General features: G+C 38.8%; 26 protein-coding genes and 1 riboswitch. Of the genes, 3 read left to right on the top strand and 23 right to left on the bottom strand.

Annotated features, from left to right (window positions below):
* Positions 1-238: 238 nt before the first annotated feature.
* The 10 genes from LS41612_RS08075 to rpsU form a co-directional block, all read right to left on the bottom strand.
* Positions 239-589, bottom strand: coding sequence for a diacylglycerol kinase family protein (locus LS41612_RS08075; protein WP_024363030.1), 351 nt, complete (start codon positions 587-589; stop codon positions 239-241).
* Entirely contained in the window at positions 590-1,063 is a 474-nt protein-coding gene (ybeY, locus tag LS41612_RS08070; RefSeq protein ID WP_024363031.1) for an rRNA maturation RNase YbeY, read from the bottom strand. It abuts the gene before it with no gap.
* A gap of 9 nt (positions 1,064-1,072) precedes the next feature.
* Positions 1,073-3,193, bottom strand: coding sequence for an HD family phosphohydrolase (locus LS41612_RS08065; protein ID WP_024363032.1), 2,121 nt, complete (start codon positions 3,191-3,193; stop codon positions 1,073-1,075).
* 518 nt (positions 3,194-3,711) lie between these two features.
* Positions 3,712-4,668 carry a PhoH family protein gene (locus LS41612_RS08060; RefSeq protein ID WP_024363033.1) on the bottom strand — a complete coding sequence of 319 codons (957 nt, stop codon included), beginning with the start codon at positions 4,666-4,668 and terminating at the stop codon, positions 3,712-3,714.
* A gap of 2 nt (positions 4,669-4,670) precedes the next feature.
* On the bottom strand, positions 4,671-5,783 hold the full coding sequence (locus LS41612_RS08055) for a sporulation protein YqfD (protein WP_024363034.1): 1,113 nt from the start codon (positions 5,781-5,783) through the stop codon (positions 4,671-4,673).
* A complete protein-coding gene (locus LS41612_RS08050; RefSeq protein ID WP_024363035.1) occupies positions 5,773-6,033 on the bottom strand; it encodes a hypothetical protein in 261 nt (86 codons plus the stop codon). Before LS41612_RS08050 ends, LS41612_RS08055 begins: the two co-directional genes overlap by 11 nt.
* A gap of 54 nt (positions 6,034-6,087) precedes the next feature.
* Positions 6,088-6,579, bottom strand: coding sequence for a YqfB family membrane protein (locus tag LS41612_RS08045; RefSeq protein WP_024363036.1), 492 nt, complete (start codon positions 6,577-6,579; stop codon positions 6,088-6,090).
* Positions 6,580-6,606: 27 nt separating this feature from the next.
* Positions 6,607-7,611, bottom strand: a complete 1,005-nt coding sequence (gene floA / locus LS41612_RS08040; RefSeq protein ID WP_024363037.1) for a flotillin-like protein FloA — start codon at positions 7,609-7,611, stop codon at positions 6,607-6,609.
* A 4-nt stretch (positions 7,612-7,615) separates the two neighbouring features.
* Entirely contained in the window at positions 7,616-8,947 is a 1,332-nt protein-coding gene (locus tag LS41612_RS08035) for an NfeD family protein (RefSeq protein ID WP_024363038.1), read from the bottom strand.
* A 352-nt stretch (positions 8,948-9,299) separates the two neighbouring features.
* On the bottom strand, positions 9,300-9,473 hold the full coding sequence (rpsU, locus tag LS41612_RS08030) for a 30S ribosomal protein S21 (protein WP_004227078.1): 174 nt from the start codon (positions 9,471-9,473) through the stop codon (positions 9,300-9,302).
* 255 nt (positions 9,474-9,728) lie between these two features.
* Positions 9,729-9,871: riboswitch (cyclic di-AMP (ydaO/yuaA leader) on the top strand.
* A gap of 128 nt (positions 9,872-9,999) precedes the next feature.
* Here rpsU and LS41612_RS08025 point away from each other — a divergent pair.
* Both LS41612_RS08025 and LS41612_RS08020 read left to right on the top strand, forming a co-directional pair.
* Positions 10,000-11,337, top strand: coding sequence for a TrkH family potassium uptake protein (locus tag LS41612_RS08025; RefSeq protein ID WP_024363039.1), 1,338 nt, complete (start codon positions 10,000-10,002; stop codon positions 11,335-11,337).
* A 25-nt stretch (positions 11,338-11,362) separates the two neighbouring features.
* Positions 11,363-12,019, top strand: coding sequence for a potassium channel family protein (locus tag LS41612_RS08020; RefSeq protein ID WP_024363040.1), 657 nt, complete (start codon positions 11,363-11,365; stop codon positions 12,017-12,019).
* A gap of 173 nt (positions 12,020-12,192) precedes the next feature.
* Here LS41612_RS08020 and LS41612_RS08015 read toward each other — a convergent pair whose 3' ends face one another.
* The 5 genes from LS41612_RS08015 to mtaB form a co-directional block, all read right to left on the bottom strand.
* Positions 12,193-12,762, bottom strand: a complete 570-nt coding sequence (locus tag LS41612_RS08015; protein WP_024363041.1) for a manganese catalase family protein — start codon at positions 12,760-12,762, stop codon at positions 12,193-12,195.
* Between the two features lie 38 nt (positions 12,763-12,800).
* Entirely contained in the window at positions 12,801-13,052 is a 252-nt protein-coding gene (locus LS41612_RS08010) for a spore coat protein CotJB (RefSeq protein ID WP_029747265.1), read from the bottom strand.
* Between the two features lie 4 nt (positions 13,053-13,056).
* Entirely contained in the window at positions 13,057-13,284 is a 228-nt protein-coding gene (locus tag LS41612_RS08005) for a spore coat associated protein CotJA (RefSeq protein ID WP_024363043.1), read from the bottom strand.
* A gap of 193 nt (positions 13,285-13,477) precedes the next feature.
* A complete protein-coding gene (deoC, locus tag LS41612_RS08000; RefSeq protein WP_024363044.1) occupies positions 13,478-14,149 on the bottom strand; it encodes a deoxyribose-phosphate aldolase in 672 nt (223 codons plus the stop codon).
* 227 nt (positions 14,150-14,376) lie between these two features.
* Positions 14,377-15,726, bottom strand: a complete 1,350-nt coding sequence (mtaB, locus tag LS41612_RS07995; RefSeq protein WP_024363045.1) for a tRNA (N(6)-L-threonylcarbamoyladenosine(37)-C(2))-methylthiotransferase MtaB — start codon at positions 15,724-15,726, stop codon at positions 14,377-14,379.
* Positions 15,727-16,134: 408 nt separating this feature from the next.
* On the opposite strand from mtaB, the gene LS41612_RS07990 reads away from it, so the two are divergent.
* Positions 16,135-16,959 carry a methyl-accepting chemotaxis protein gene (locus LS41612_RS07990; RefSeq protein ID WP_024363046.1) on the top strand — a complete coding sequence of 275 codons (825 nt, stop codon included), beginning with the start codon at positions 16,135-16,137 and terminating at the stop codon, positions 16,957-16,959.
* Between the two features lie 379 nt (positions 16,960-17,338).
* Here LS41612_RS07990 and LS41612_RS07985 read toward each other — a convergent pair whose 3' ends face one another.
* From LS41612_RS07985 to chrA, 8 genes are all read right to left on the bottom strand, one after another.
* On the bottom strand, positions 17,339-18,076 hold the full coding sequence (locus LS41612_RS07985; RefSeq protein ID WP_024363047.1) for a 16S rRNA (uracil(1498)-N(3))-methyltransferase: 738 nt from the start codon (positions 18,074-18,076) through the stop codon (positions 17,339-17,341).
* A gap of 75 nt (positions 18,077-18,151) precedes the next feature.
* The gene (gene prmA / locus LS41612_RS07980) at positions 18,152-19,093 is read right to left on the bottom strand and encodes a 50S ribosomal protein L11 methyltransferase (RefSeq protein WP_024363048.1); all 942 of its coding nucleotides are present in this window, start codon (positions 19,091-19,093) and stop codon (positions 18,152-18,154) included.
* Between the two features lie 21 nt (positions 19,094-19,114).
* A complete protein-coding gene (gene dnaJ, locus LS41612_RS07975) occupies positions 19,115-20,236 on the bottom strand; it encodes a molecular chaperone DnaJ (protein ID WP_024363049.1) in 1,122 nt (373 codons plus the stop codon).
* 227 nt (positions 20,237-20,463) lie between these two features.
* A complete protein-coding gene (gene dnaK / locus LS41612_RS07970) occupies positions 20,464-22,305 on the bottom strand; it encodes a molecular chaperone DnaK (protein ID WP_024363050.1) in 1,842 nt (613 codons plus the stop codon).
* Between the two features lie 72 nt (positions 22,306-22,377).
* Positions 22,378-22,950: a nucleotide exchange factor GrpE gene (gene grpE, locus LS41612_RS07965; protein WP_024363051.1), complete on the bottom strand. Its 573-nt coding sequence runs from the start codon at positions 22,948-22,950 to the stop codon at positions 22,378-22,380.
* Between the two features lie 17 nt (positions 22,951-22,967).
* A complete protein-coding gene (gene hrcA, locus LS41612_RS07960) occupies positions 22,968-23,996 on the bottom strand; it encodes a heat-inducible transcriptional repressor HrcA (protein WP_024363052.1) in 1,029 nt (342 codons plus the stop codon).
* 89 nt (positions 23,997-24,085) lie between these two features.
* Entirely contained in the window at positions 24,086-25,231 is a 1,146-nt protein-coding gene (hemW, locus tag LS41612_RS07955; RefSeq protein WP_024363053.1) for a radical SAM family heme chaperone HemW, read from the bottom strand.
* A gap of 365 nt (positions 25,232-25,596) precedes the next feature.
* Positions 25,597-26,766 (bottom strand): chromate efflux transporter, encoded by a 1,170-nt coding sequence (gene chrA, locus LS41612_RS07950; protein ID WP_029747266.1) that lies wholly within the window; start codon positions 26,764-26,766, stop codon positions 25,597-25,599.
* Between the last annotated feature and the right edge of the window lie 51 nt (positions 26,767-26,817).

The raw sequence follows: 26,817 nt of genomic DNA, 5'->3' as shown, positions 1-26,817 counted from the left end.
TGCTAATTCTCCTCTACATAAAAATCAAATATGCCTCTTTGACTAGGCACTATCCATTACGCCACAGCGTAATAGCGTCTAGATTTTTTCGAGCCTGCTTGAAAAGCGCCTCTCCAAAATCTGTGACATTTGCTGGGGTTTTCAATTGATTTTTGCCAGCGGTTAAACCACACATGCATAAGAGCATAGTTGGCATTTATCCTCACATAGCGAAATGGTAGCTTGTAATGGAACAAAACTAAAACCATTTCGGTATAAAGATAAGTAAACCGATTATAGCACTGAATACCGCAAATACAAGCACCGCACCCGCTGCAACATCCTTAGCTTGCTTAGCGAGTGGGTGAATGTCTGTTGATGCTAAGTCTACAACTCGCTCAATCGCGGTATTGATCATTTCAAGCGCAAACATCAGTGCTATTAATAATAGCACAATCAACCATTCAACTCGTGATAAACCTGTGAAATAACCTGCAATGATAACAATGCACGCACTAAGCAAATGAGATCGAAAATTTTGCTCTTTACATGCTGTGATTATTCCTTCAAAAGCATATCCAAATGAACGTAAATATTTGCGTAAGTTCATTTAGTCACGTCCTAAGCCAAAAGTTTGTAAAATCTCCTCTTGTTTGCCGAACATCACCTTTTCATCTTCAGGTACCATATGGTCATAACCTAATAAGTGCAAGAAGCCATGGACAGCTAAAAAGCCCAATTCTCGTTCAAATGAATGTCCATATTCTTCTGCTTGTTCCTTAGTGCGATCCGTGGAAATTATAATATCACCTAAAATGCGCGGCATGCCTTCAAATGTTACTTCCATTTCTCCCTCGCCTAATTCTTCTAGCGCGAAGGAAATCACATCTGTTGGTTGATCTTTATCGCGGTATTCTCGGTTAATTTCTTGGATAGCCTCATTTGTGACAAAAGTTACTGATACTTCTGTTTCAGGTTCAATCTTTTCCACTTTTGCAGCATGTTGTAAAAGCTTTTCTACAAGCTCCGTATGTTGTGCTGTCACTTCATTTGTTTCATCTGTAAAATCAATCGTTAAAATCATTAGTGCCTCCTACTTATCTGCCTTTGGATATTCAATACGGGAATGGAAAATCCCATTCAACGTCTCACAAAGTACTTGCTCTATACATTTTAACTCTTTTATCGAAATATCGCATTCATCAAACTGATGATCTTGTACACGGTCATCAATAATTGCTCGAACGAGTTTATGAATTTTCTCAGCATTTGGCTCTTTCATCGAACGAACCGCCGCTTCCACACTATCAGCAACGCTTATTACCGCGGCTTCCTTCGTTTGAGGTTTTGGTCCTGGGTAACGGAATTTTGCCTCATCTATTACTTTTCCTTCTTCCTTCGCTTTGTAAAGGAAAAATTTAAGTAGACTTGTACCATGATGTTGTAGCGCAATATCAATAATTTCTTGTGGCATTTTATAACGTCTTAGCATTTCTGCGCCATCAGTTGTATGCGCAATAATTATTTCAGCACTTGTTTCTGGAGGCATGGAATCATGCGGATTCATACCTGACATTTGATTTTCAATGAAGAAAGCTGGTCGTTTCGTTTTGCCAATATCATGATAATAACAACCGACACGTGCGAGCAATCCGTCCGCACCTATCGCTTCGCATGCCGCTTCAGCTAGATTCGCTACCATTACACTATGATGATATGTTCCCGGTGTCTCCATTAGTAGCTTTTTCAGCAATGGATGATTTGGATTGGATAGCTCAATGAGACGTAATGTGGAGAGCAAACTAAAGGCTGACTCAAAAAATGGCAATAGTCCCATCGTTAGCGCACCAGATAGTAGTGCTGATAATATCGCGGCTATAAAGTAAAACAATAGCTCAGATAAACCATAAGATGATTGTGTCATTAATAAATAAAATGCGATAAAGCCCATATTTACAACAGAAATCACGGCAACCGCTTGCATAATATGCGAGCGTTTTTCTACACTACGCATAAAGAATAGACTCGCAAAGCCACCAAATATGATATACAAAGTAATTTCCATCTGCATTACAGAAGAATATCCTTCTTGGAAAATAACCCCTGCTGAAGCAGCTGTCATGACAGTAATAAGGACTGCAGCTCGATCATCAGCGAGTAGACGTACAAGCATTGTAGCTAACGCTGTTGGGAATAAAAAGGCAATTGTCACATCAAACCCATCTGCCACTAAGCTTATAAACTTCATTAGCAGGATTGAAAAACTATACACAATAACGGTTACGAGTAATGCATTGCGCTTTTTCTGTTCTTCGATTTCCCAGCGATCAAAATAAATATACATAAATATCATTTGAATGAACGTTAAAATAATTAGCCCTGCAATCGGCTTCAGTGATGCTTTATTACTCACCATACCCAGTAGCTCTAACTGGCGATAAGCCTCATTATCAATAATCTGACCTTCTTGTACGATGATTTGACCTTGTAGAATACGTGTTGGTTCAACGGCTTCCTTTGCTTGTTCTATTCTAACTTTCGTTTGTTCCTCATTAATGGTTTCGTTTTCGATAATACTAGCACGTCCAATTGATACGACGGTACTTAAAATCCTATCAGGATAGCCACGCTGTCCACGTATTTTGGTTTCAAAATCATTTTGAGCAGCTAACACATTTTCTTTTCGAATTGATTTTTCTAGGTATTCTTGTACAAGTTTTGATAGTTGTATGCTTGTTCGCTTTAAATCGGCTTCACTTTGTTGTAATAAGCCTTCTAACTGTGCATCGGTAAAGACGACAGGCATTTGATCCACATCAATGGATTCTAATTTTTTCCGGAGCTTTGCCACTTGGTCGACAGTTGCAACAGGGTCCTTACTACTTTCGACATCCTTTTTCACTTCGAGGACATAATCAAATAAAGACGTCACGATTGCTACACGTTGCTTAGCGACGTCTTCAGAAAATTGATAGACGGGCGTAACTGCGTTAGCAGCCTTTTCTCGTTCCTGCTGTGTCTTCACGGTATCTTCGATGGTTTTCGTTGATCTTACTGTTTCTGACGCAAGTTGCAACGGTTTAAAATCATATGTAACACCCTTTACATTGCCATACATAAATGTAAATTGTAATGCTCCTGTAAGGATGAGAACGACAATCAAAAAGTAGCGGAATCCAATAAGCTCCGTAATTTTCTGAAGTTGTTTCTCCATTTGGCACCTCCCCTATCTATCTTCTATCATACCAATTCAAAAAACATTTTTCCCGAAAAATGTATAAAGAAAGCAAAAAAACAGCTATACGTATATGTATAGCCGTCACATTTAACCTTATATATGCATAATTCGCTGACTTGTCACTTCGCTTTGGTCTCAAACTTTTGCCATTGATTTCCGTTACGGATTGCTCGCTTTCCGCGGGCGTTGCTTAAGTCTCCTCCACCGCTACGCTGTGTTCAGGCTTATCGTTGTACCTGTCGCTTCGCTTTCGGTACAGACTTTTCTATCGTTGTACCTGTCGCTTTGCTTTCAGTACAGACTTTTCTATCGTTGTACCTGTCGCTTCGCTTTCAGTACAGACTTTTCTATCGTTGTACCTGTCGCTTCGCTTTCGGTACAGACTTTTCTATCGTTGTACCTGTTGCTTCGCTTTCGGTACAGACTTTTCTATCGTTGTACCTGTCGCTTCGCTTTCGGTACAGACTTTAAAATAACCGCCTAAGGCGGTTATTTTAAAGTTGTTGCTCCTCATAAGCTTGGATGATTTTTGCTACGACTGGATGGCGGACAACGTCGCCTTGCTCTAAAATTTGGAAATGTATTGGTTTGACATATTTTAACGTGCGTTCCGCAACAATCAATCCTGACTCTGTATTTTTAGGAAGGTCAATTTGCGTTTTATCGCCAGTAATAACCATTTTTGAACCAAAGCCAAGACGTGTTAAAAACATCTTCATTTGCATATGTGTTGTATTTTGCGCTTCATCTAAAATTACAAAAGCATCATCTAATGTACGTCCTCGCATATACGCTAATGGCGCGATTTCAATCGTTCCTCGCTCAATTAGACGTTGAGTTTGTTCCGAGCCATAAATATCGTTTAATGCGTCGTAGAGTGGACGTAAATACGGATCCACCTTTTCCTTTAAATCGCCTGGAAGGAAGCCCAATGACTCTCCTGCTTCTACGGCAGGACGAGTTAAAATAATACGCTTTACATGCCCATTTTTAAGCGCTTGTGTAGCCATTACTACCGCTAAATACGTTTTTCCGGTACCTGCTGGACCAATACCGAAAACAACGTCTTTGTGACGAATCGCTTGTATGTATTCTCGTTGACCAATTGTCTTAGCACGAATTGGTTTCCCTTTTGTCGTGCGTGCAATTTCTTCATCGTAAAGTTCTGCAAAATATTCAATTGTTCCTTTTTGTGTCATTTCAATTGCGGTTGCTACATCCCGTTGGTCGATATTAATGCCTTTGCGAATAACTTTTAATAATGCATGTAAAAGATATGTCGCTTGTTCTTTTGCCTCTTCTTCACCTGCAAGCTGAATTTGCTCACCGCGCGTAATAATATGAACGCGAAGTGCCTCTTCAATCAATTTCATATTCGCATCAGATATACCTAGTAACATGACCGCTTCATTTGGATTATCCACTTGTAATACAGTTAAATGTTCTGACATAATCATTCTCCTTGTGGCCCTTGTATTGGACTTGCAATGTTTTCATTGACTAAAAATAGAACTTTCCCTTCAACTGTACCATTCCCCCACTTCGCCTGTAAAAGGTTTTCTTTCTTAATAACTGTTTTTGCAGGAAGGGATTGCAACATCTTTTCATGAAGTAGTGGCATTAACAACGTGTCTATTTTAGATTCATCTAATGTAATTTCCATCGTTTTTGTTTGCTGTTCCTCCACAATGGAAACATAAGGATCTAACCAACTTGGTAAGTCTTTCTTTTGTACATAATCAACCGCTTCTTTATGAATACCTTTCACGACTACACGCCATTGCTTTTGTTGCAAAGATTGGAGCGTTAGCTTCGTTGGTATTTTAAATGTGCATTCAAGCCAATAGTCAGCAAATACCTCTCCCTTTGCCCCAACAAAAACATGATCATCCCCACTTTCAATGACACCACTAACTAGAACGTCCCCATCATACGCTGTATCATTTACAGAAATTTTCCGCTCACCATGTTGAATATTAAAGTGTGTAATAACACCACTTTTTGTAGCGACTAAATGCGTGGCAAGTTTTTCTGTTGTCAGCTCCGTTTTCTTAGGCGATTCCTGTGGTCTTAAAATAACTCGACCACCGTGTTTTTCAATATGCACCCATGCTAAATCTCGATGCTTTTCTAACAGACTTTGCCGAATTACTGCATCTGACGGTAACACTTTTTTCGTCATAGGTGTTTCTAGCCTAAAAGTTTCTTGAAACGTTCGCTCTATTTGTTGTTGCAATTCTGGTGTAGCCGCTTCAATATCGACGCGCCAAACTACTTGCGCACATAGTAAAGGGATTAAAATCATAATAAACAAACCAAGCAATGTCCAAAGTTGAGCTCGAAAAACATGTTGTTCATCTGCATAATGAACAGTCATTTTAAGCCGATAGCGACTGCGTATACGGCGAATTTTAGACAAGTACCCCATATGCGTTTCAAATGTCACTTCTTGCTCCCGAAAGACGACACGCTTTAATGGTATGTGTTGCGCATGCAATGCTTGAATAAAAGGATGAACATTTTCATGACGCTTTATACGTATGATAATCGGTCGATTATTCCACATGATTGCTCACACCCAAATCTTTAGTCATTTTCACATGTAATTCTTGCAAATCCTCTACTGAAAGATGAAGCATTTCTTCTTTAATTGCATTTATAGCAACGGATTTTCCACGCACAATAATATGATAATCTGCATAAATAAACGAGCACGATGTAGCGTCCGCATGTAAAAAGCGATATGGACCGATAATTTTTAATGTTTCATACTGTGTTAATTCAAGTAGTGGCGTTAATTGAAATAATTTTTTCATAAAAAATGCCTCCTTCTTCGGCAATATATGCGCCAAAAAAGGAGGACATGCTAGTTATTTTCGTTTTGCTTTTGGTGGACCTAAAATTTCAGCCATTACCACTGCTTGCACAATTGCCTTTTGAGAATTTGGTAGTTGAAATCCATTATTGGATGCTGCAACTGTTCTTTCTTTTTTCCCTGCAGCTAAACGACCAAGGCTAGGTCGTTCAATTTTACGACTAGAAGGTTCAGTCGGCGTTAACGGTGGTGCTACATAGCTAGGAATGTGTTCCTTCACACTTTCCTCTCTTGGTTCCACTCGTTTTTCCGGCATGTCTGTCGTCATTTCCGCTTTCATTTCCCCTAAAAACTCTCGTGCAAAATCCTCGAAGCTCTGCCTTTTAGTCGTTGGCTGATGTTGCATCGGCTCATCTACTTCCATATGAGTGGAAGGTTGAGCCGATTTATTGAAAGGGGGCATTGGCTTTTGTTCTTTTGGGTTTTTTAATTTTCCGAAAAGCGAGCTGACTATGGCAATAATTGCAATAATAATGAGTTGTTCCATTTGTTAGCACTCGCTCCTTTCCGTATGTTATACGTTCGGTTCATTTGGTTCTGATTTATCTAGGCTTACTTTAGAAATAGAATCACGCATAGCTGTATCCGCTTGAATGTTACGATAATTCATGTAATCCATAATACCAAGATTACCAGAGCGTAAAGCTTCTGCCATCGCTTGCGGAACTTCTGCTTCTGCCTCCACTACTTTCGCTTTCATTTCTTGAACGCGGGCAATCATTTCTTGCTCATTTGCTACCGCCATCGCTCGGCGTTCTTCAGCTTTCGCTTGGGCGATGTTTTTATCCGCCTGCGCTTGTTCAATCTGTAATTCCGCACCGATATTTTTACCGATATCAACATCCGCAATATCAATCGATAAGATTTCAAATGCTGTTCCCGAGTCTAAGCCTTTAGATAACACGGTTTGCGAAATCATATCCGGATTTTCAAGGACTGTTGTATGGCTTGTTGCACTACCGATTGTAGAAACGATCCCTTCACCTACACGGGCAATAACTGTTTCTTCCCCTGCACCACCGACTAAACGTTCGATGTTAGCACGCACAGTAATACGTGCTTTCGCTTTTACTTCAATCCCGTTCATTGCAACACCTGCAATAAATGGTGTTTCAATTACTTTTGGGTTAACTGACATTTGTACCGCTTCTAATACATCACGACCCGCAAGATCAATCGCAGCACAACGTTCAAATGTTAGTTCAATATTCGCACGGTGAGCAGCAATTAGTGCATTTACGACACGATCTACATTACCACCTGCTAAATAGTGACTTTCTAACTGATTAATAGTTACTGGTAAGCCAGCTTTATGGGCTTTAATTAACGGATTGACGATACGCGATGGAATGACACGACGTAAGCGCATTCCGATTAATGTGAAAATACTAACGCGGACACCTGCTGCAAGAGCTGAAATCCACAGCGCCACTGGTACAAAAGTAAAGAATACAGCGACTACAATAAATAATAAGACTAGCCCGACAATTGGACCCATTAGAGCTAAATCAAATCCCATGTTATTATTCCTCCATCTCTTTTTCTGTTTGTCTCACGACAATGCGTGAGCCTTCAACTTTAATTACTTCTACATTTTTGCCTACATCAACGTAGCCACCTTCTGATACTACATCAATACGCTCATTAACAAAACGAATTGTACCTGCAGGACGAAGCGGTGTAATGGTTACCCCCACTTTTCCTAACAACTCTGTGCGATTAACGTTAGACACATAGCCTTCTTCCGTCGTTGTTGCATCCATCAACACTAACTTGTTTAAAACATGCATTTTTTTACCGAAAAATTTCATCAGGACCACCATTCCTATTATGGCTACTACAAGTGCAATAACGATCGCTATAATCATTTGTGTTATATTCGCACCTGCTAGCAGCAAGCTAAGTATTATAAGCACACCACCTAAAATACCAACAATGCCTCCGGGGACAAAAAATTCTGCGATAACGAGGGCTAGCCCTGCGATGAAAAGTAACAATGTTTCATATCCTGCAAAGCCTGCCACCATATGACCGAAGAAAAATAATCCGAGAGCTGACAACCCCATTATACCCGGAACGCCAAATCCAGGCGAATAGAGCTCCATAACAAGCCCTAAACTAGCAACGGACAACAAAATAGGTATAATTAGCGGGTTCGTAATAAAACGAGCAATTTTTTCAGCGAATGTTGGCTCAATCGGTACAATATCACTACCTTTTAGCCCCGTTACCGCCAAAAGCTCTTGAAAGTTAGCAACCGTTCCTTCAGAATAGCGGACCTTTTTTGCTTCTGCAGCAGATAATGTCAATAAATTATCTCCCCCAGCACGATATTCTGGCAAATTAATCTTTGGATCAGCCATTGCTAATGCATATTTCGGGTCACGTTCAGATGTTTCGGCTGCTGCCTGCATTTGTGCTAACCACGCACTATGCGCCTTATTGTCCGCTGCATTCCCCACTGAATCGATGACAGCCGCTGCGCCAATTGTTCCATTTGGTACCATATATATTTCATCTGCATGTAAGGCTAAAAAAGCACCAGCGGAATGCGCATCTTTGTTAATAAAAGCAATTGTACGAATTTCTGTGGCATCCATAAGCATGGCGATGTCACTAGCTGCATTGACGAATCCACCCGGCGTATGTATCTCCAGTACAATCGCTTCTGCATAATTTTCTTCTGCCTCTTTAAAAGCTCGTTCCAAAAATGCGTGAAGTCCACGTTCTACTTCATCATGAATCGGTACGTGGTAAACCTTGCTACTCGCGAAAGCTGTAGTCAATGGAAACGCTACCAAAACTGTCATCCAAATGATGATGATATAGCTTAGTATTCTCCTTTTTTGTCGCATCTTTTTCCCTCCCTTCTAACATGCTTCTCTACTGTATATACGAGAGACTTTGTAATAAGTTTCACAAAATATTGTTTATTTTTATTATACAGTGAAATTTTAATGAAAGGTTGTTTTTTATCTTCGGTTGGATGGATTTAATAGTTGTGTTGATAATGGATATGAAAAAACCGAATGAAATCTTGAGTGACTTCATTCGGCCTTTTTTTCGAATATGTACCGCAAAATGGAGCATCATGCAAAATACCCAGAATTAATCGCTAGTGCAATTAATTCCAGGTATATCATTGTCTGCTCAGTGAATCATACAATTGCGTGTTTTGAACGTAGGGATTTTTAATGGGAAATTAAATTACCACTTACGTTTACGTGCAGCTTCTGATTTCTTTTTACGTTTTACGCTAGGTTTTTCGTAGAACTCGCGCTTTCTAACTTCTTGAATTGTACCACTTTTTGATACAGTACGTTTGAAGCGGCGAAGAGCATCTTCAAGCGATTCGTTTTTGCGAACGACAGTTTTTGACATCTCTCTTTCCCTCCCTCCGAACACACGTCAATACACAATCGAATTAGGCTAATAACTAACTGTTGTGTACTAAAAAATTATACCGTATTGTCTTTTAACGGTCAATAGAAAGTATTCGAAATAGTTCAGAGAATTTTTTACACCCACTTTGTCCGAATTTTATAGCGCTTTAACGTGAACAATAAGGTGAAGAAATTTTATTTTAAATAAGGGCTTTACAAAAAATATTAGTTGGGCGTAAAATAATCCCATTCAATTTCATAACAGCCAAATCTCAAATTTTTTGTGAGTACGGAGGAACCAATATTTTGGGGTTAATTCTGCATATGTAGAAGGGATGAGTTCTCTTTCGCCATCCTACCCGTCAGCTAACTTCGTCGGCTAAAGCGAAGGAGGTCATAAAGACCACCATTCATTAGTTTTTTTGTGATGCCCAATCCAACATTCTAACCATGAGGGTCTTTTTCTTATGCCCAAATATGGATATGAAAGGCTCACATGTTTTGTAAACAGTTAGGAGACATCGATGAAAAAATTGATACATTATTTAAGTCCACCAAAAATTCTTGTACTTGGTTTCGCCATTATTATTTTTATTGGGGCATGTTTGCTCACTTTGCCGATTGCTACAGAGGATGGAAATGGCCTACCTTTTTTAAATGCCGTGTTTACTGCTACTTCCGCCACATGTGTAACAGGTTTAATTGTAGTTGATACAGGAGACACCTTTACAATGTTTGGTGAAATCGTTATTCTGGCTCTTATTCAAATCGGGGGCTTAGGATTTATGACTTTTGCAACATTATTATTTTTGTTGTTAGGGAAAAAAATCTCTTTAAAAGAAAGGCTATTGTTAAAAGAAGCCTTTAATAATATTTCGATGGCTGGTCTTGTGAAATTGGTGAAAAGAATTTTGTTATTTACAGCACTTATTGAACTAATTGGAGGGCTTATCTTATCGATTCGATTTTCATTTGATATGCCGATTGGCAAAGCCATTTACTTTGGTTTTTTCCACTCAATTTCGAACTTTAACAATGCTGGCTTTGACTTAATGGGAGGGTTTCAAGGTTTAACAGCATATGTAGCTGATCCATTTGTTGTGTTAACCATTTGTGCGCTGATTACAATTGGTGGTTTAGGGTTTATCGTCATGAATGAGTTATACGAATATCGTGAAACAAAACGTCTTTCGGTCCATTCTAAAATTGTATTATCAGCCACAGTTATTTTAACAGTGGGTTCTACCCTTTTAATATTTTTATTTGAATATAGCAATAGTAAAACAATTGGTGATTTAACGGGAATGGGTAAAATTTTGGGCTCTTTCTATCAGGCTGTTACACCAAGGACTGCTGGATCGAATACTTTACCTATCGGGGATTTGACTCACTCTACATTGTTTTTAACTATTTTATTGATGTTTATCGGAGCGGGGTCTGGTTCTACCGCTGGTGGGATTAAAATAACAACGTTTGCCGTTTTAGCTGCTACGCTTTGGGCGCAAATTAGAGGGAAGGAAGATGTTGTTTTATTTCGTCGTAGAATTGTGATTGAAACCATTTTAAAGGCATTAACCGTGGCAATGTGCGGGATGGTCATTGTGGTGTTTGTCACCATCTTTCTTAGCATTACCGAACAAAAACATAGTTTTATGATGTATTTGTTTGAGGCTACATCTGCCTTTGGTACTGTTGGACTTTCCATGGGGCTAACTCCTGAATTGACGCCTGCTGGTCGTATACTCATTATTTTAACAATGTTTGCTGGTAGACTTGGTCCTCTAACGATTGCTTTTGCTATTACAAAACGACGAAAGCCAGAAGCTTTCCATCATCCAAAAGGAAATATAATGATCGGTTAATTAAATTCAAGAGGAGCTAACGACTATGACCATCAATCAATATGCCATCATCGGCTTAGGTAGATTCGGAGTAAGTGTTGCTAGAAGATTACATGAAGCTGGCCAACAGGTGCTTGGAATCGATATTAACGAGGAGCGGGTTGAAGATGCCGAGCTTTATGTAACACATGCAGTTGTTGCGGATACGACTGAAGAGAAGGCGCTAACCTCCATTGGAATAGGAAATTTCGACTGTGTCATTGTTGCTATAGGTAACGATATGCAATCCAGTATTTTAACTGTTTCATTGCTAAAAGAACTTGGCATAAAAAAAATTATTGCTAAAGCGCTTGGGAAAAGACATGGGCAAGTATTAGATAAAGTAGGCGCAGATTGGATTATTTATCCTGAACGCGATATGGGTGAGCGAGTAGCAAATCAGTTGCTCTCCCCTAATATGTTAAATTATATTGAGTTATCGAAAGACTATAGTATAGAAGAAATAATGATTCCTCCCAAAATGGCTAATAAAAATTTACGCGATTTAGATCTACGTGCTAAATACAATGTCAGTGTTATTGCCATTGTAAGAGGAGTAGATATCATTATCTCTCCATCTCCAGAACAATTAATTGAACAAGAAGATATTTTAGTCATGATTGGTCATCGTAAAGATATTGCGCAATTTTCCAATATTGAATAGGCTAATGAGAAAAAGTGTTAGATTGACTACCAATAATCTAACACTTTATTGTTTTACCGTTGATTTTCACTACGGTGTTGTTATCCACAAGCGTTTGCCTTATCAGCTAAGTTTTATCTCATCTACGTTTTGTTACAGAAGCAAACCTGTACGAATATCCCTTATGTCGTATTTTAAAAAATTTTCTTTGTGTTACCATCTTCTTTTAATAGTTCGACCGCTTCTCTAAAGCGTTGGGAATGGATGATTTCTCTTTCTCTTAGGAAAATTAAACTATCATTCAAATCAGGGTCATCGGATAAGTCGATAATCCATTGGTATGTGGCACGTGCCTTTTCTTCTGCAGCAATATCTTCATAAAGGTCAGCAATGGGATCCCCCTTAGCCTGAATGTAGCTTGCGGTAAATGGCACACCGGCTGCATTTTGATAAAACAAAGCTTTATCATGATTCACATAATAATCACCAATTCCCGCTTCTTTTAACTGCTGTGGCGTGGCGTCCTTCGTTAATTTATAAATCATCGTCGCAATCATTTCGAGATGTGAAAACTCTTCCGTCGCTATATCCGTCAGCAAACCAACTACTTTATCAGGTAAAGTGTAACGCTGATTCATATACCGAAGTGCTGCAGCCAGCTCCCCATCAGCACCCCCGTATTGCTCTATTAAAAATTTCGCAAGCATCGGGTTACATGTACTAACTTTCACTGGATATTGGAGCTTTTTTTCATAATACCACAAACATCTTTCCCCCTAATCCAAACATTTCTCATAAGATGTTACACTTGCCAAGGCCATGGCGTGTCGACCCAATTAAACGGATAATTCGAATAGCTTCTTCCAAAGTTCATGAGTGGTCCATATTTTTGCTCAAAATCAATTTTTAAGCGCATACTTTTTTCAGCATTTTCATTAAATTGTGTGATCGCTGTATAATCGTGAGGATGTGTATCTAAATAAAGATTTAATTCAACTAAAACAAAATCGATGGCCTGAATTTCCTCGAGAAGCTCATAAAATTCTGGTGGCATTTTTTTACTCACCTTTCATCTCACCTCTCTCAGGATTCGGATATGGGCTAAAAAATTGAGGCCATAAAGTGCCAAATTTCAGCGCTTCCTTGGCAGTTTGAAATTGTGGTAGTCCAGGTGGTTGAAAGCCTATATACAATTGCGGAGGTGTTGAATAACTTTTGACTTCAATCGGTTTACAAGGGTCGAATGGACTGATATAAGGCCGCCAATATTTAAATTGCGTAAACATAAAATCCTCCTTTCAAAACGCATTTACGTCATTCGAGTATATGAGAAGGAAAAATCAATTATTCTATAGACAAGTTAGCGTAATATAGATGGTTGATTGGAAGTACGGTCTTTAGTGGTAATTAAAAAAATAGTGTACCGGAGAAATCCCCCATACACTATTTTCTAAAGATCGCTATTAAATGATGTGAACATTAATAATTAGAATCTGCAATTAAGCCTTTCACAATCGCTACACCAGAGCTTGCCCCAATTCGGGTAGCACCTGCTTCGACCATTTTTTGCATATCTTCTAAACTGCGAACGCCACCAGAAGCTTTTACACCTAGCTCTGGACCAACTGTTTTGCGCATCAAGGCAATGTCCTCTGCTGTTGCTCCACCTGTAGAAAAACCTGTTGACGTTTTGACGAAATCTGCTCCAGCAGCCACTGAAAGTTCACATGCCTTTACTTTCTCTTCTTCGGTTAGTAGGCATGTTTCGATAATCACTTTAACAATCGCATTGCCTTTAGCCGCTTCCACCACTGCAGCAATATCTGATTGCACTAATTCAAAGTTTTGGTCTTTTAATGCCCCAATATTAATAACCATGTCCACTTCTTGTGCACCATTAGCAATTGCATCTTTTGCCTCAAATACTTTTACAGCGGTTGTATTAGCACCTAACGGAAAACCAATAACTGTACAAACTAAAACATTTGAATTTTGTAATAGCTCGCTGCAATATTTTACCCAAGTTGGATTTACGCAAACTGATGCAAAGCCAAATTCTTTAGCCTCAGCACATAACTTTTCAATTTGCTCTTTCGTTGCCTCCGCCTTTAATAACGTGTGATCAATCATACTTGCATAATTTGTTTTCATTTAACAAGCGCTCCTTCTAACTTAAGTTGTCCGTACCTCTTTGGAATGATAACATGTTTTCACGTTTCCGTCTAATAATCGTTACACGAGAGCCAGTCTAGCCAATAAAAATATGTGCTACAAACACTAATTTTATAAATTATTAAATTTTATCATGCCCATACAAGCTCATTATTATGAAGTAAAAAGGATTGTCCATCTTCAACAGATAGACAATCCTTTATCAATTATTTTACCGTTTCTAGTAAACGTACAAACTGCCCTTTAGAATGTGGATAGCCTGCTTGTGTAATTTTGACTTTTACAAGTTGACCAATAAGGTTTTCAGGTCCTTCAAATACTACTTTTAAATAGTTATCAGTATAACCTGTTAATAAACCTTCTTCATCACTACCATCATGAACAAATTCCTCTGGGATTACTTCTAACACATCATTTTCAAAACGACAAGCATATTCCTTTGCTAGTTGGTCGTTTAAAGCGATTAAACGATGCACGCGCTCATTTTTAATGTCCTCATCCACTTGGTCTTCCATACGTGCTGCCGGCGTGCCTGTACGAGGTGAGAATGGGAAAACATGTAATTCAGAAAACTTATGGTCACGAATAAAGTTGTAGGTTTCCATAAATTCTTCTTCTGTCTCCCCTGGGAAACCAACAATTACATCGGAAGTAACAGCTAAATCTGGTAAAGCTTCATGTAATTTTGTTAAGCGCTCACCGAAAAATGCCATCGTATATTTTCGACGCATACGTTTTAAAACCGTATCCGAACCAGATTGAATTGGAATGTGTAAATGATTGACAACGATTTTTGAGTCACGTAAAACCTCAATGACTTCATCTGTTAGTTGGCTTGCTTCAATAGAAGAAATACGTAAACGTTTCAATCCTTTTACATTCGCTTCTAAATCACGTAACAACTGTGCAAGGTTATAGTCTTTTAAGTCTTGACCATAGCCCCCTGTATGAATACCTGTTAGCACAATTTCAAGATAACCGGCATCTACTAACTGTTGGGCTTGTTTGACAACTTCTTGTGGATCACGAGAGCGCATTAAACCACGCGCCCAAGGAATAATACAAAATGTACAGAAGTTATTGCAACCCTCTTGGATTTTTAACGATGCACGTGTTCGGTCTGTAAATGCCGGTACATCTAACTCTTCATATACACGGTTTTTCATAATGTTGCGTACAGCATTAATCGGTTGACGCTCATTACGATATTGTTCAATATAGCCTAGTAATTTTGTACGGTCCTGTGTCCCTACCACAATATCAACACCAGGAATAGCCATAATTTCTGCTGGCGATGTTTGCGCATAACAGCCTGTTACACAAATAACAGCATCCGGATTTTGACGGACAGCTCTGCGAATAACTTGACGTGATTTTTTATCACCCGTATTTGTTACTGTACATGTATTAATCACATAAACGTCCGCTTTATGATCAAACTCCGTACGTTCATAGCCTTCTTCTTTAAACAGTTGCCAAATAGCTTCTGTTTCATAATGATTTACTTTACAACCTAGCGTATATAGAGATACGGTTTTTGGAGGCGCGTAACTCATAATTAATTTCATCCTTTCAACATCACATAACATTGTGTTTCGTATTTATAAGTATTTTTTTGTGTTCTTATTTTAGATACGAGAACTATAATAACACAAACCTTTTAAAATCAGTACTTATTAGATTTTTTTATAAAATAACTAAGCATAACAAATAGCTACTGCCGAACTTTAGCACGCTCTGCTATCAATTATCTCAATATAATATCACCTTTGAAAACGAAACCTTCTATCAGTAATTGCCATCCTTTTTTATCATTTAATTGTTTTTTATTGTCATATTATAAAATACATTTCTTTTTTCCAATATAGCAACAAAGCTGGTGAAATGATATACTTTCAATGTAATTGTATGATTACATAACTAATAGTGCCCTTAAACGGTTTACAAAAAACGGAGGAATTAGTATGAACATTCTTGAAGCATTATCTCTTTCAGTACCCTATATTCACTTAGCATTAAAAGAAGAAGCAATAGTAGCGGTTATTGATAAAGAAACTGAAACTGTTGTAAAATGTTTAGCTGGTAAACGCATCGATGTAGGTTATCAAGACGGGCACAAAGTAAACGCTAACGATGAGAATATTTACACTGCTTTAAAAGGGCAAAATTCAGATATCATTATCCCAGAAGATGTTTACGGAATTTTCATTTATGCATTTGCTTTTCCAATTCGTGCACACGGTAAAGTTGTGGGAGCACTTGCTTTTGGTTTACCAATCGACAACAAACTTAAACTTGAAGAATATATGAATAAAATGGAAGCTATTATTAACAGTTTACAAGATAAAGTACATAACGTAGCTTCTCATTCTGAGGAGCTAGCAGCCACTAGTGACGAAATTAACACGCAAGCACAGCACGCACTAGATGATGCTAAAAAAACACACGAAGTAACCAATTTAATAAAAAGCATCTCGCGTCAAACAAATTTACTTGGCTTAAATGCATCGATTGAAGCAGCTCGTGCTGGTCAACATGGCGCTGGTTTTAATATTGTGGCACAAGAAGTAAGAAAACTTTCTTCTGAAACATCGAACGCGACAGAAAGTATTGAAACGTCATTACGAAATATTAATAGTAGCCTTGAAAATCTGAAACAAAACATGGGGCAAATTAATGGTGCAACAAATGAACAGGCTCAACTAGTTCAAGATTTCAGCGAGATTATTGGTGAATTAACAGTATTAAGTAGCAAGATGAAAGTTTTTATGCAAGAAGCCTTAAAATAAATAAACTGCTCTAACAGGCAACTTTCAAGCACTGTAATCGCTCCAATTGTTAGATAAAGCTAACAATTGGGCTTTTTTATTCCTGTAATCCTTTGACATTAACCAATCTATTTTTTCAAAAATTTTCTCCCCTTCTCAGCACTACTTTAAAATTTGCTTCTACGGTAAATTCGCTCGATTGCATCATGCTTTTCTTATCTAGCAGTAATTCCCTACAACCATTGGACGGCAATCGCACTAAAAAACTGCCACCTGCATGTGCAGACAGCAGCTTTCTTAAAACGCGCTTTACAAAGGGATTTACACACTGGTAAAATGCTTTACTCCGTGACAGTTCCACTTGCAAAAAATAGCAATACCACAAGGCTAAACCGCAGTTTTATTCAAATTCATACGATATTGCAGATAATGCATAAAGAGGCGCCGTTTCTGCTCGTAAAATTCTTGGTCCTAGAGACATTGTTTGGGCACCTGCTTGCATTAACATTTCAGCTTCCTTACGCGCAATCCCACCTTCTGGTCCAAAGACGATAAGGATGGATTTTGCTTGCTTGTCAACCATGGTTTTTAGCTTATCCGCAAACCTTGTTCGTTTTTCGTCTTTGGCATCCTCTTCATCTGCAATAAAAACCGCATCGAAGTCTCCTATTTGTGACACAAGCTGCTTAAAGTGAATCGGTTCATAGATTTTGGGAATATGTGTGCGATGCGATTGTTCCGCTGCCTCTTTTGCAATTTTTTGCAAGCGCTCTTGTTTTTTCGCACCCTTTTTCACATCCCATTTCACAATGGAACGTTCCGCTTCAAATGGTAATAAAGCATACATGCCTAGCTCCGTTGCCTTTTGCGTGATAAGCTCTAGTTTATCGCCTTTAGGCAACCCACACGCCACTGTTACACGCACTGGTAGTTCAGGGGATGGAATGGTTTGTCCCGTCGCTTGCACTAAGACATCCTCATCTTCAAAGGCCGTAATCGTACAAATATAAGCTGTGTCTTGTGCCACAACGATGATTTCAGCACCTTCTTTCATCCGCATAACACGCATAATATGACGGGCATCTTCACCTGTAATGCGCGCTTCATGAATGGCCGTCTCAATAAAATAGCGTTGCATACTGCTCACTCCTCTCAATAGAAGAAGCGCCAAATCGTCAGCACTCGGCTCACAATTTGCGCTTCCTCGGTTCATTTATAGTGGACGACGGGCGATAATCGCTACCCAATCTTCCATTAATAATACTTCTTCAATAACAAAGCCAGAAGCTTCTAGTGCTGCTTTTACATCATCTCGTTTCGCTCCGATGATGCCTGAAGTGACGTATAATCCACCCGGTTTGACAATCGTAAATGCATCGTCAGTAAAGGACATTATGATTTCCGCTAAAATATTGGCAACAACAACATCTGCTGGCTCCTTGACAGTATCCAATAGGTTACCATGGAAAACTTGCACTGTATCGCTTACTTTGTTCAACGCAACATTTTCTTTAGCAGAACGTACAGCAACTTCGTCTAAATCAAGAGCATGCACACTTTTTGCACCTAGCATTGCAGCACCAATGGACAGAACCCCTGAACCTGTGCCAATGTCAACAACCGTGTCGCCTTCTTTCACGACCTTTTCCAGCCCTTGTAAGCACATTACTGTCGTTGGATGTGTTCCTGTTCCAAATGCCATGCCAGGATCTAACTCAATGATTAACTCATCCGTTGAAACGGGTGAATAGTCTTCCCATGTCGGTACAATTGTAAAGCGTTCCGAAATTTTAACAGGGTGATAATATTGCTTCCACGCTGTTGCCCAATCTTCCTCGTTCACTTCTACAATCGAAACAACATTTTCGCCAATATCAATGTTAAATTTCGTTAAATTTGTAATGGCCGCCTTAATCTCTTCGACTGTTTCATTTAAAAAGCTAGACTCTGATAAGTAAGCTTTAACGATGACTCCCTCTTTTGGAAAATCATCTTCATTTAGCGCATAAATTTCTCCATACTGATCTTCCCGTGGCTTCGCATATTCAGCTGAATCTTCAATAACAACACCGCTAGCCCCTGCTTCATGCAAAATGTTTGAAATTGCTTCCACCGCTTCATTTTTTGTATGAATGGATAATTCTGACCACTTCACGTAGCTCTTCAGCTCCTCTAATTATTCACCTTGGAATTTTTTCTTGATTTTATCAAATAGTGAGCTTCCTTGTTCTTCTGGAATATCACCACTGATTTCTGCAAATTCACGTAGTAATTGTTTTTGTTTCTCTGTTAGTTTTTCTGGTGTGACAACTTTAACTGTGACATATTGGTTACCTGTTCCATACCCATGCACATTTTTAACGCCTTTATCTTTCAAGCGGAATTGAGCACCTGATTGTGTGCCTGCAGGAATACGTAATTTTACTTTTCCATGCACAGTTGGTACCTCAATTTCATCACCTAGTGCTGCTTGAGGGAATGTTAATTTTAATTCGTAGTAGATATCATCTCCATCACGTTCAAATTCATTGTGCCCTTGAACACGGAACATAATGTATAGGTCACCAGCTGGACCGCCATTAATACCTGGTTCACCCTGACCCGACACACGTATTTGTTGACCGTCATCTACACCTGCTGGAATAGACACTTTGATTGTTTTACGTTTTTGAATTTTCCCTTCTCCACGACAAGTTGAACATTTTTCTTTAATGATTTTACCTGTTCCTTGACATGTTGAACAAGTACGACGATTCATCATGCGACCAAAAGGTGTATCGACTGCTTGGTTAATTTGCCCAGCACCTTTACATGTCGAACATGTTTCTGGTGATGTCCCTGGTTTTGCTCCAGAGCCATGACAAGTATCACATGTTTCATCTTTTGGAATCTCGATTTCTGTTTCTTTCCCGAAAATCGCTTCCTCAAATTTAATATTCATGCGATATTGCAAATCATCACCTTTGCGTGGTGCATTCGGATCTTGACGTCGTCCACCGCCACCAAAGAATGAACTGAAAATATCCTCGAAGCCGCCAAAGCCGCCGCCTCCGAAGCCACCGCCGCCAAAGCCTGCGTTAGGATCTTCGTGGCCAAATTGGTCATAGCGCGCTTTTTTCTGATCGTCACTTAGAACTTCGTAAGCCTCAGCAATTTCTTTGAATTTTTCATCTGCACCTGGCTCTTTATTTAAGTCAGGATGGTATTGCTTTGATAATTTACGATATGCTTTTTTAATATCATCTTTAGAAGCCGATTTCGTTAAACCAAGCACCTCGTAGTAATCGCGTTTCTCCATGATTCACACTCCGCTCTTTTTGCATAAAATCTATTGTAACATGCAGTTTAAAAAACTGCTTTAATTTTCGCCATAATTTTCTCATTACTATCATTGTATCTATAATATCTCTAGCATTATAGAAATGTCACTGACATGCCCATTCTTTTTTCTATAAAGAATAGAAAGAGAAAAGCCAAAGCCGCAAGCGGTCTTTGGCTTCTTCACTTTACTGTGCTGTTGATATCTTATTTATCGTCTTTTACTTCTTCAAAGTCAGCATCAACGATACCATCGTCTTTTTTGTCAGTTCCAGCATCTGGACCTGCTTCGCCACCTTGAGCCGCTTGAGCCGCTGCTGCAGCTTGTTCGTAAACTTTCATTACTAGAGGCTGTAATACGCCTTCTAATTTTTCTTTCGCTGATTTAATACCTTCTAATTCACCAGCTTCAAGCGCTTTTTTAAGCTCATCACGAGCATCTTCTACAGATTTTTTCTCATCTTCTGTAATTTGCTCACCTAAATCAGCAATTGTTTTGTCAACTTGGAACACTAATTGGTCTGCTTCGTTGCGAAGATCAGCTTCTTCTTTACGTTTTGCATCCGCTTCTGCATTTGCTTCAGCATCTTTTACCATGCGTTCGATTTCTTCATCTGATAAACCAGAATCAGATTGGATAACGATTGTTTGTTCTTTATTTGTACCTAAATCTTTCGCTTTAACAGACACGATACCATTTTTGTCAATATCAAATGTTACTTCGATTTGTGGAATACCACGTGGAGCTGGTGGGATATCCGCTAATTGGAAGCGACCTAATGTTTTGTTATCCGCTGCCATTGAACGCTCACCTTGCAATACGTGAATATCTACTGCTGGTTGGTTATCTGCTGCAGTTGAGAATACTTGTGATTTAGATGTTGGAATTGTTGTGTTACGATCGATTAATTTTGTGAACACGCCACCCATTGTTTCAATACCTAAAGAAAGTGGTGTTACGTCAAGAAGTACTACGTCTTTCACATCACCTGTTAATACGCCACCTTGAACTGCAGCACCCATTGCTACTACTTCATCAGGGTTTACACCACGGTGAGGCTCTTTACCAGTTTCTTTACGTACAGCTTCTTGTACGGCAGGAATACGAGTAGAACCACCAACTAAAATTACTTGGTCAATTTCTGAAGTAGATAGACCTGCATCAGATAATGCTTGACGTACTGGACCTACTGTACGATTTACTAATGGTAATGTAATCTCATCGAATTTCGCACGAGTTAAAGAGATTTCTAAGTGTAATGGACCTGCTTCACCAGCCGTAATGAATGGTAATGAAATTTGTGTAGACGTTACACCTGATAAATCTTTTTTCGCTTTTTCAGCAGCGTCTTTTAGACGTTGCATAGCCATTTTGTCTTTAGAAAGGTCAATGCCATTTTCTTTTTTAAATTCGGCAACTAGATATTCGATTACTGCGTCATCGAAATCGTCCCCACCAAGTTTGTTATCACCAGCTGTAGCTAATACTTCGAATACACCGTCACCTAATTCAAGGATTGATACGTCGAATGTACCACCACCAAGGTCAAATACTAATACTTTTTGGTCTACATCTTGTTTATCTAAACCGTAAGCAAGTGCAGCAGCTGTTGGCTCATTAATGATACGTTCTACTTCAAGACCAGCAATTTTACCAGCGTCTTTTGTAGCTTGACGTTGTGCATCGTTAAAGTAAGCAGGTACAGTAATAACTGCTTTCGTTACTTTTTCACCTAAGTAATCTTCTGCATAGCCTTTTAAGTATTGAAGAATCATTGCTGAAACTTCTTGTGGTGTATATTCTTTATCCTCCACTTTTACTTTTTCAGCTGTACCCATTTTAGATTTAATTGAAATAATCGTATTTGGATTTGTTACTGATTGGCGTTTTGCTACTTCCCCAACTTGTTTTTCACCATTTTTGAATGCTACTACAGATGGAGTCGTACGGTTTCCTTCTGGGTTTGGAATAACTTTTGGCTCTCCGCCTTCAAGTACAGATACACAAGAGTTTGTTGTTCCTAAGTCAATACCGATAATTTTGCTCATAGTAAAATTTCCTCCTATTATTAAAACGCAAATGCGTTAATTAACTAATTATTTTTTCAAATAGTACGATGACTATTCGTTTACAGATACCATAGTTGGGCGTAATACGCGATCTTTTAAAATATACCCTTTTTGAAGCTCACGTAATACAACACCTTGTTCTTTTTCACTATCTTGTTCTTGCATAACAGCTTGGTGAACATTTGGATCAAATTGCTCTCCTTCAGCTTTTATCACTTGTAAGCCTTCTTTTTCAGTTGCTTCTACTAGTGATCGGTAGACCATTTCAATACCTTTTACAATTGAGACTGCTTCTTCAGAAGTTGGCTCTATTTGTAAAGCACGTTCGAAATTATCTAATACCGGCAATAAATCCGATAACAGACTTTGTGCACGATATTTTTCAGCCGCCTCACGATCAAGTTGTGTACGGCGACGTAAATTGTCAAAGTCAGCACGCAGGCGTAGATGGCGATTTTCCTCATCATCTAGCTTTGCTTGTAATTCTGCTAGTTTCGCTTCATACTGCTCTTCAATTGTTAGTTCTTTCACTTCTTCTGGCGTTTCTGTTTGTTCTACAGTTGCCTCATTTTCAGCTTGTACATTTTCTTGTACAAGGTCTTTGTTTTCTGTTGTTTCAGTCACTTAAATCCTCCTCATTATCATTCACTACGATTCTTCGTAAAGGCTTGAGATAAGTCCATGCGCATTACTTCAAGCAAAGCAACAACACGCTTGTAATCCATACGCGTTGGACCAATAATTGCAATGGCCCCCTGTTGATCCTCACCTATTGAATAAGTCGTCGTGATGACACTACAGTTTTCCATTTCTAACTGCTGATTTTCCGAGCCTATACGAATATGAATACCCGATTCGTTCGGATGGAAAAGCGACTGCACTTGGCTAGTCGTTTCCATTAAGTCCAAAATCATTCGGACTTTATTTAAATCGTGGAATTCCGGTTGGTTGAACATATTTGTTTTACCACCATAGAAAATTTTACTTTCCGAATTTTGCATCGTAGCTGAAACGAGCGAATGGATAAAATCATCCGCCGATCGAACATGTTGCTGCAAGATAGCCAGAATTTCAATTTCCAGCTTTTTATGGATTTCATCTAACGAAACACCGACTAAGCGCTCATTTAAAATGTTCACCATTTTTTCTAGTTCAGCAGCGGTAAAATTAGGTGGTAAACTAAACATGCGGTTCTCAACATGTCCGTTATTCGTTACGATAATCGCTACTGCCGCGTCGCTTGAGAGTGGCACGATAGAAAAACGCTTTACTCGATGTCTTTGGACATCTGGTCCTAAAAGAATCGATGTATACGATGTCAGCTCAGATAAAATATTCGCTGATTTTCGGATAATGTGCTCTACTTCTACTAGACGTTCGTTGAAAATCGATTGAATTTGCTGAATATCCCGTGAATTAATGCCCTGTGGATTCAACAAATGATCTACATAAAATCTATACCCCTTTTCCGAAGGCACTCGACCAGAGGACGTATGGGTTTTTTCTAAGAACCCTAATTCCTCTAAATCCGCCATTTCGTTTCTAATAGTGGCTGGACTAAATGTAATCTCTTGTTTTTTTGAGATTTGGCGAGAACCTACCGGCTGTGCAGACATAATGAAATCGTCTACGATTACTTGCAATATCTGTAATTGCCGATTTGTTAGCATGATCATCACCTCTGTTAGCACTCAACTAAGAGGAGTGCTAATACTATTATTAAGTTATCAAATCCCACATTTTATGTCAACGATATCGCTCAATCTTCTAGCAAAAATTGTTGAAAAACTTCATTCCCGACAAATCGTCCCTTGCGTGTAAGCCGAATGCCTACAGCATCGTGTGCCAAAAGCCCTTCTGATACTAGCTTATCAATGACATGTCCATAACGGTCCATCATTGACTCATTAAATCTTTCTTCATATATATTGTGTGTAATTCCATCCGTTTTACGCAGCCCTAAAAACATTTGTTCTTCGCGTTGTTCAGTTGCTGTTACAACATGCTCCTGCATGATAGGTAAGTCCCCCGCATTTACAGCATCCATATATTTTTTTAAAGGACCATAATTTGAATAACGCGTGCCATTCATATAGCCATGTGCACCTGCGCCAAAACCAGCATATTCATCATTTTCCCAATAAATTTTATTGTGCGTTGAAGTAAAGCCTGCTTTCGCAAAATTGCTGATTTCATATTGCATATAACCATGCAATTTCATTTCTTGCATTAGCACTTCATACATATCCGCTTCTAAATCTTCCGTTGGTAAGCTCAGTTTCCCTTTCGCATATTGATTATAAAAAATTGTTTTTGGTTCTACGATAAGAGAGTAAGCTGAGAAATGTGGTAGCTCAAGCGCAAACGCTTTATCTAGTGAATCTTTCCATTGCGCCATCGTTTGACCAGGCAAACCATACATTAAATCGATACTTATATTTTGGAAACCGACCTTTTTAGCGAGTGCAATTGTATCGTAGACGTGCGTATTGCTATGTGTGCGACCAATTTTTTTCAATAATTCTTGGTTAAATGATTGAACGCCCATACTTAAACGATTGACGCCTCCATCAAACAAGGCATTCATTTTCGCCTCTGATAATTCATCTGGATTCGCCTCTGATGTAAATTCTGTCACACGATCCATTGGGATATACGTGCGAATCATGTTGAGCAATCTCGTCAATTGTTCTGGAGATAAAGCAGTCGGTGTTCCACCGCCAAGAAATATCGTTTCAATTTGTTGAAAATGTTGCGGATATTTTTCCGTAGCAAGCGCCATCTCCTTGCCAAGTGATTCTATATATTCATCCACAGGTTGATTTTTAAAGTAAAATTTGTTGAAATCGCAATAATTGCAAATTTGATGACAAAAAGGAATATGAATGTAAACACCTCGTGCCATAGCTATCCCTTCTTTCTTGTTGAGTTTTTCCATTTCTTCATTATAAACAAACGAAATAAAGAACGCTATGAATCCATCCAGATATTTAAAAGAACTGTAAAAACATTGTTTTATAAAAGTGAACTCTCATAACGTCTTTGCAAAAATTAAAAAGCAAAAACTAGTATCAAGATACGTACGCAATATATTTTATATAGAAGATAGAACATGACAATTCAGCTAACATGATGACACACCGCTCGCGGAACCTACCTTTGGAATGGAAAAGTTTCATTTGCTTCTACAATAAGGAACACTTTATCCAAAAAAAAAAAAAATCAAAACTACCATCATCATGTGTAGTTTTGATTTTTTTATGTTTGCTCTTAATAACATAGCAATCCCACTATTATGCCAAGCACGACCAGTATATAAGGCGGGACTGCCCAGCGCAAGGATAGCAACAAAAATATAGCCGCTAAAAGAATATCTAATCCACTTAGAATTGTTTGGGTCACAATTGGATGGATAAAAGCACTAGCTAAAATCCCAACAACCGCAGCATTAGCACCAGCCATTGCACCTTTTAAAGCCACATGCCTGCTCATAGTGAGCCAAAAAGGCATTGCCCCAACAATTAAAAGAAATGCAGGTAGGAAAATTGCAATCGTTGCAACCACTGCTCCTGGCACGCCAGCAATGACCATCCCAATATAAGAAGCAAATGTGAACAATGGACCTGGAACTGCCTGTGTAAGACCATAGCCTGCTATAAAGTCAGATGCGCTCATTAACCCACTTTGCACAAACTGCGTTTCGAGTAACGGTAATACTACATGGCCGCCACCAAATACGAGGGCACCTGCTAGATAACATTTTTCTATAATTGTTAATAAGTCATCTTTTACAAATGAATTAGCTATTGGTAATGCAATCATTAACATAGCAAATAATGCTAAAAGTAAACCACCTGTTGTTTTAGATATAGGTAAGTTTTTTTGCGCGGTATCATCTACACCGTTCGTTTGCTTAAACAGCCGTGCACCTATTAAAGCTGCCAATGCGATGACAGTAACTTGTGCAAATGGATTTCCCCAAAATTGGAGCGTTAAAAGCGCCAAAATTGCTATTATCAAGTGCACTACGCTAGGAATTAACTTTTTGGACATATCCCAAATGGCTTGTGCCACGATGGCAACAGCAACCAATTTCAAGCCTTGAATCCATCCCATATCTATCTCTAGATGCGAGTAAAAATAGGCAAATAGAGTTAATAGTAATACAGATGGTAACGTAAACCCAAGAAAGGAGGCTAAGCTTCCCAACAGTCCACCACGTAGTAAACCAATGCCCATTCCTACCTGACTGGATGCAGGCCCAGGGAGAAATTGACTAAGTGCCACTAAGTTACTGTACTCTTTATCTGATAACCATTTTCTTTTTTGCACGTATTCAATTTGAAAAAAACCTAAATGCGCTGTTGGACCCCCAAAAGATGTACAGCCTAATTTAAAGGAAATAAGAAAAATCTCTAACAACTTTGGCAAACTGTTCACTACTTTCCATGTGATATACAATCATATTACACGGAGAATGTCTTATAATAG

It is taken from the genome of Lysinibacillus sphaericus (assembly GCF_002982115.1).
Taxonomy (GTDB): Bacteria; Bacillota; Bacilli; order Bacillales_A; family Planococcaceae; genus Lysinibacillus; species Lysinibacillus sphaericus.
This window is presented reverse-complemented; position numbering and strand designations above follow the sequence as displayed.

Bases quoted from the DNA above. Each gene is read 5' to 3' on its own strand.
- LS41612_RS08035 (WP_024363038.1), bottom strand. From the start codon at position 8,947: ATGCGACAAAAAAGGAGAATACTAAGCTATATCATCATCATTTGGATG.
- dnaK (WP_024363050.1), bottom strand. From the start codon at position 22,305: ATGAGCAAAATTATCGGTATTGACTTAGGAACAACAAACTCTTGTGTA.
- LS41612_RS08045 (WP_024363036.1), bottom strand. From the start codon at position 6,579: ATGGAACAACTCATTATTATTGCAATTATTGCCATAGTCAGCTCGCTT.
- hemW (WP_024363053.1), bottom strand. From the start codon at position 25,231: ATGGCACGAGGTGTTTACATTCATATTCCTTTTTGTCATCAAATTTGC.
- LS41612_RS08065 (WP_024363032.1), bottom strand. From the start codon at position 3,193: ATGGAGAAACAACTTCAGAAAATTACGGAGCTTATTGGATTCCGCTAC.
- LS41612_RS08050 (WP_024363035.1), bottom strand. From the start codon at position 6,033: ATGAAAAAATTATTTCAATTAACGCCACTACTTGAATTAACACAGTAT.
- LS41612_RS08005 (WP_024363043.1), bottom strand. From the start codon at position 13,284: ATGTTTACGCAATTTAAATATTGGCGGCCTTATATCAGTCCATTCGAC.
- ybeY (WP_024363031.1), bottom strand. From the start codon at position 1,063: ATGATTTTAACGATTGATTTTACAGATGAAACAAATGAAGTGACAGCA.
- LS41612_RS08025 (WP_024363039.1), top strand. From the start codon at position 10,000: ATGAAAAAATTGATACATTATTTAAGTCCACCAAAAATTCTTGTACTT.
- dnaJ (WP_024363049.1), bottom strand. From the start codon at position 20,236: ATGGAGAAACGCGATTACTACGAGGTGCTTGGTTTAACGAAATCGGCT.
- LS41612_RS07990 (WP_024363046.1), top strand. From the start codon at position 16,135: ATGAACATTCTTGAAGCATTATCTCTTTCAGTACCCTATATTCACTTA.
- floA (WP_024363037.1), bottom strand. From the start codon at position 7,611: ATGGGATTTGATTTAGCTCTAATGGGTCCAATTGTCGGGCTAGTCTTA.
- LS41612_RS08060 (WP_024363033.1), bottom strand. From the start codon at position 4,668: ATGTCAGAACATTTAACTGTATTACAAGTGGATAATCCAAATGAAGCG.
- LS41612_RS08075 (WP_024363030.1), bottom strand. From the start codon at position 589: ATGAACTTACGCAAATATTTACGTTCATTTGGATATGCTTTTGAAGGA.
- LS41612_RS08055 (WP_024363034.1), bottom strand. From the start codon at position 5,783: ATGTGGAATAATCGACCGATTATCATACGTATAAAGCGTCATGAAAAT.
- mtaB (WP_024363045.1), bottom strand. From the start codon at position 15,726: ATGAGTTACGCGCCTCCAAAAACCGTATCTCTATATACGCTAGGTTGT.
- rpsU (WP_004227078.1), bottom strand. From the start codon at position 9,473: ATGTCAAAAACTGTCGTTCGCAAAAACGAATCGCTTGAAGATGCTCTT.
- LS41612_RS07985 (WP_024363047.1), bottom strand. From the start codon at position 18,076: ATGCAACGCTATTTTATTGAGACGGCCATTCATGAAGCGCGCATTACA.
- hrcA (WP_024363052.1), bottom strand. From the start codon at position 23,996: ATGCTAACAAATCGGCAATTACAGATATTGCAAGTAATCGTAGACGAT.
- deoC (WP_024363044.1), bottom strand. From the start codon at position 14,149: ATGAAAACAAATTATGCAAGTATGATTGATCACACGTTATTAAAGGCG.
- LS41612_RS08020 (WP_024363040.1), top strand. From the start codon at position 11,363: ATGACCATCAATCAATATGCCATCATCGGCTTAGGTAGATTCGGAGTA.
- LS41612_RS08010 (WP_029747265.1), bottom strand. From the start codon at position 13,052: ATGCCACCAGAATTTTATGAGCTTCTCGAGGAAATTCAGGCCATCGAT.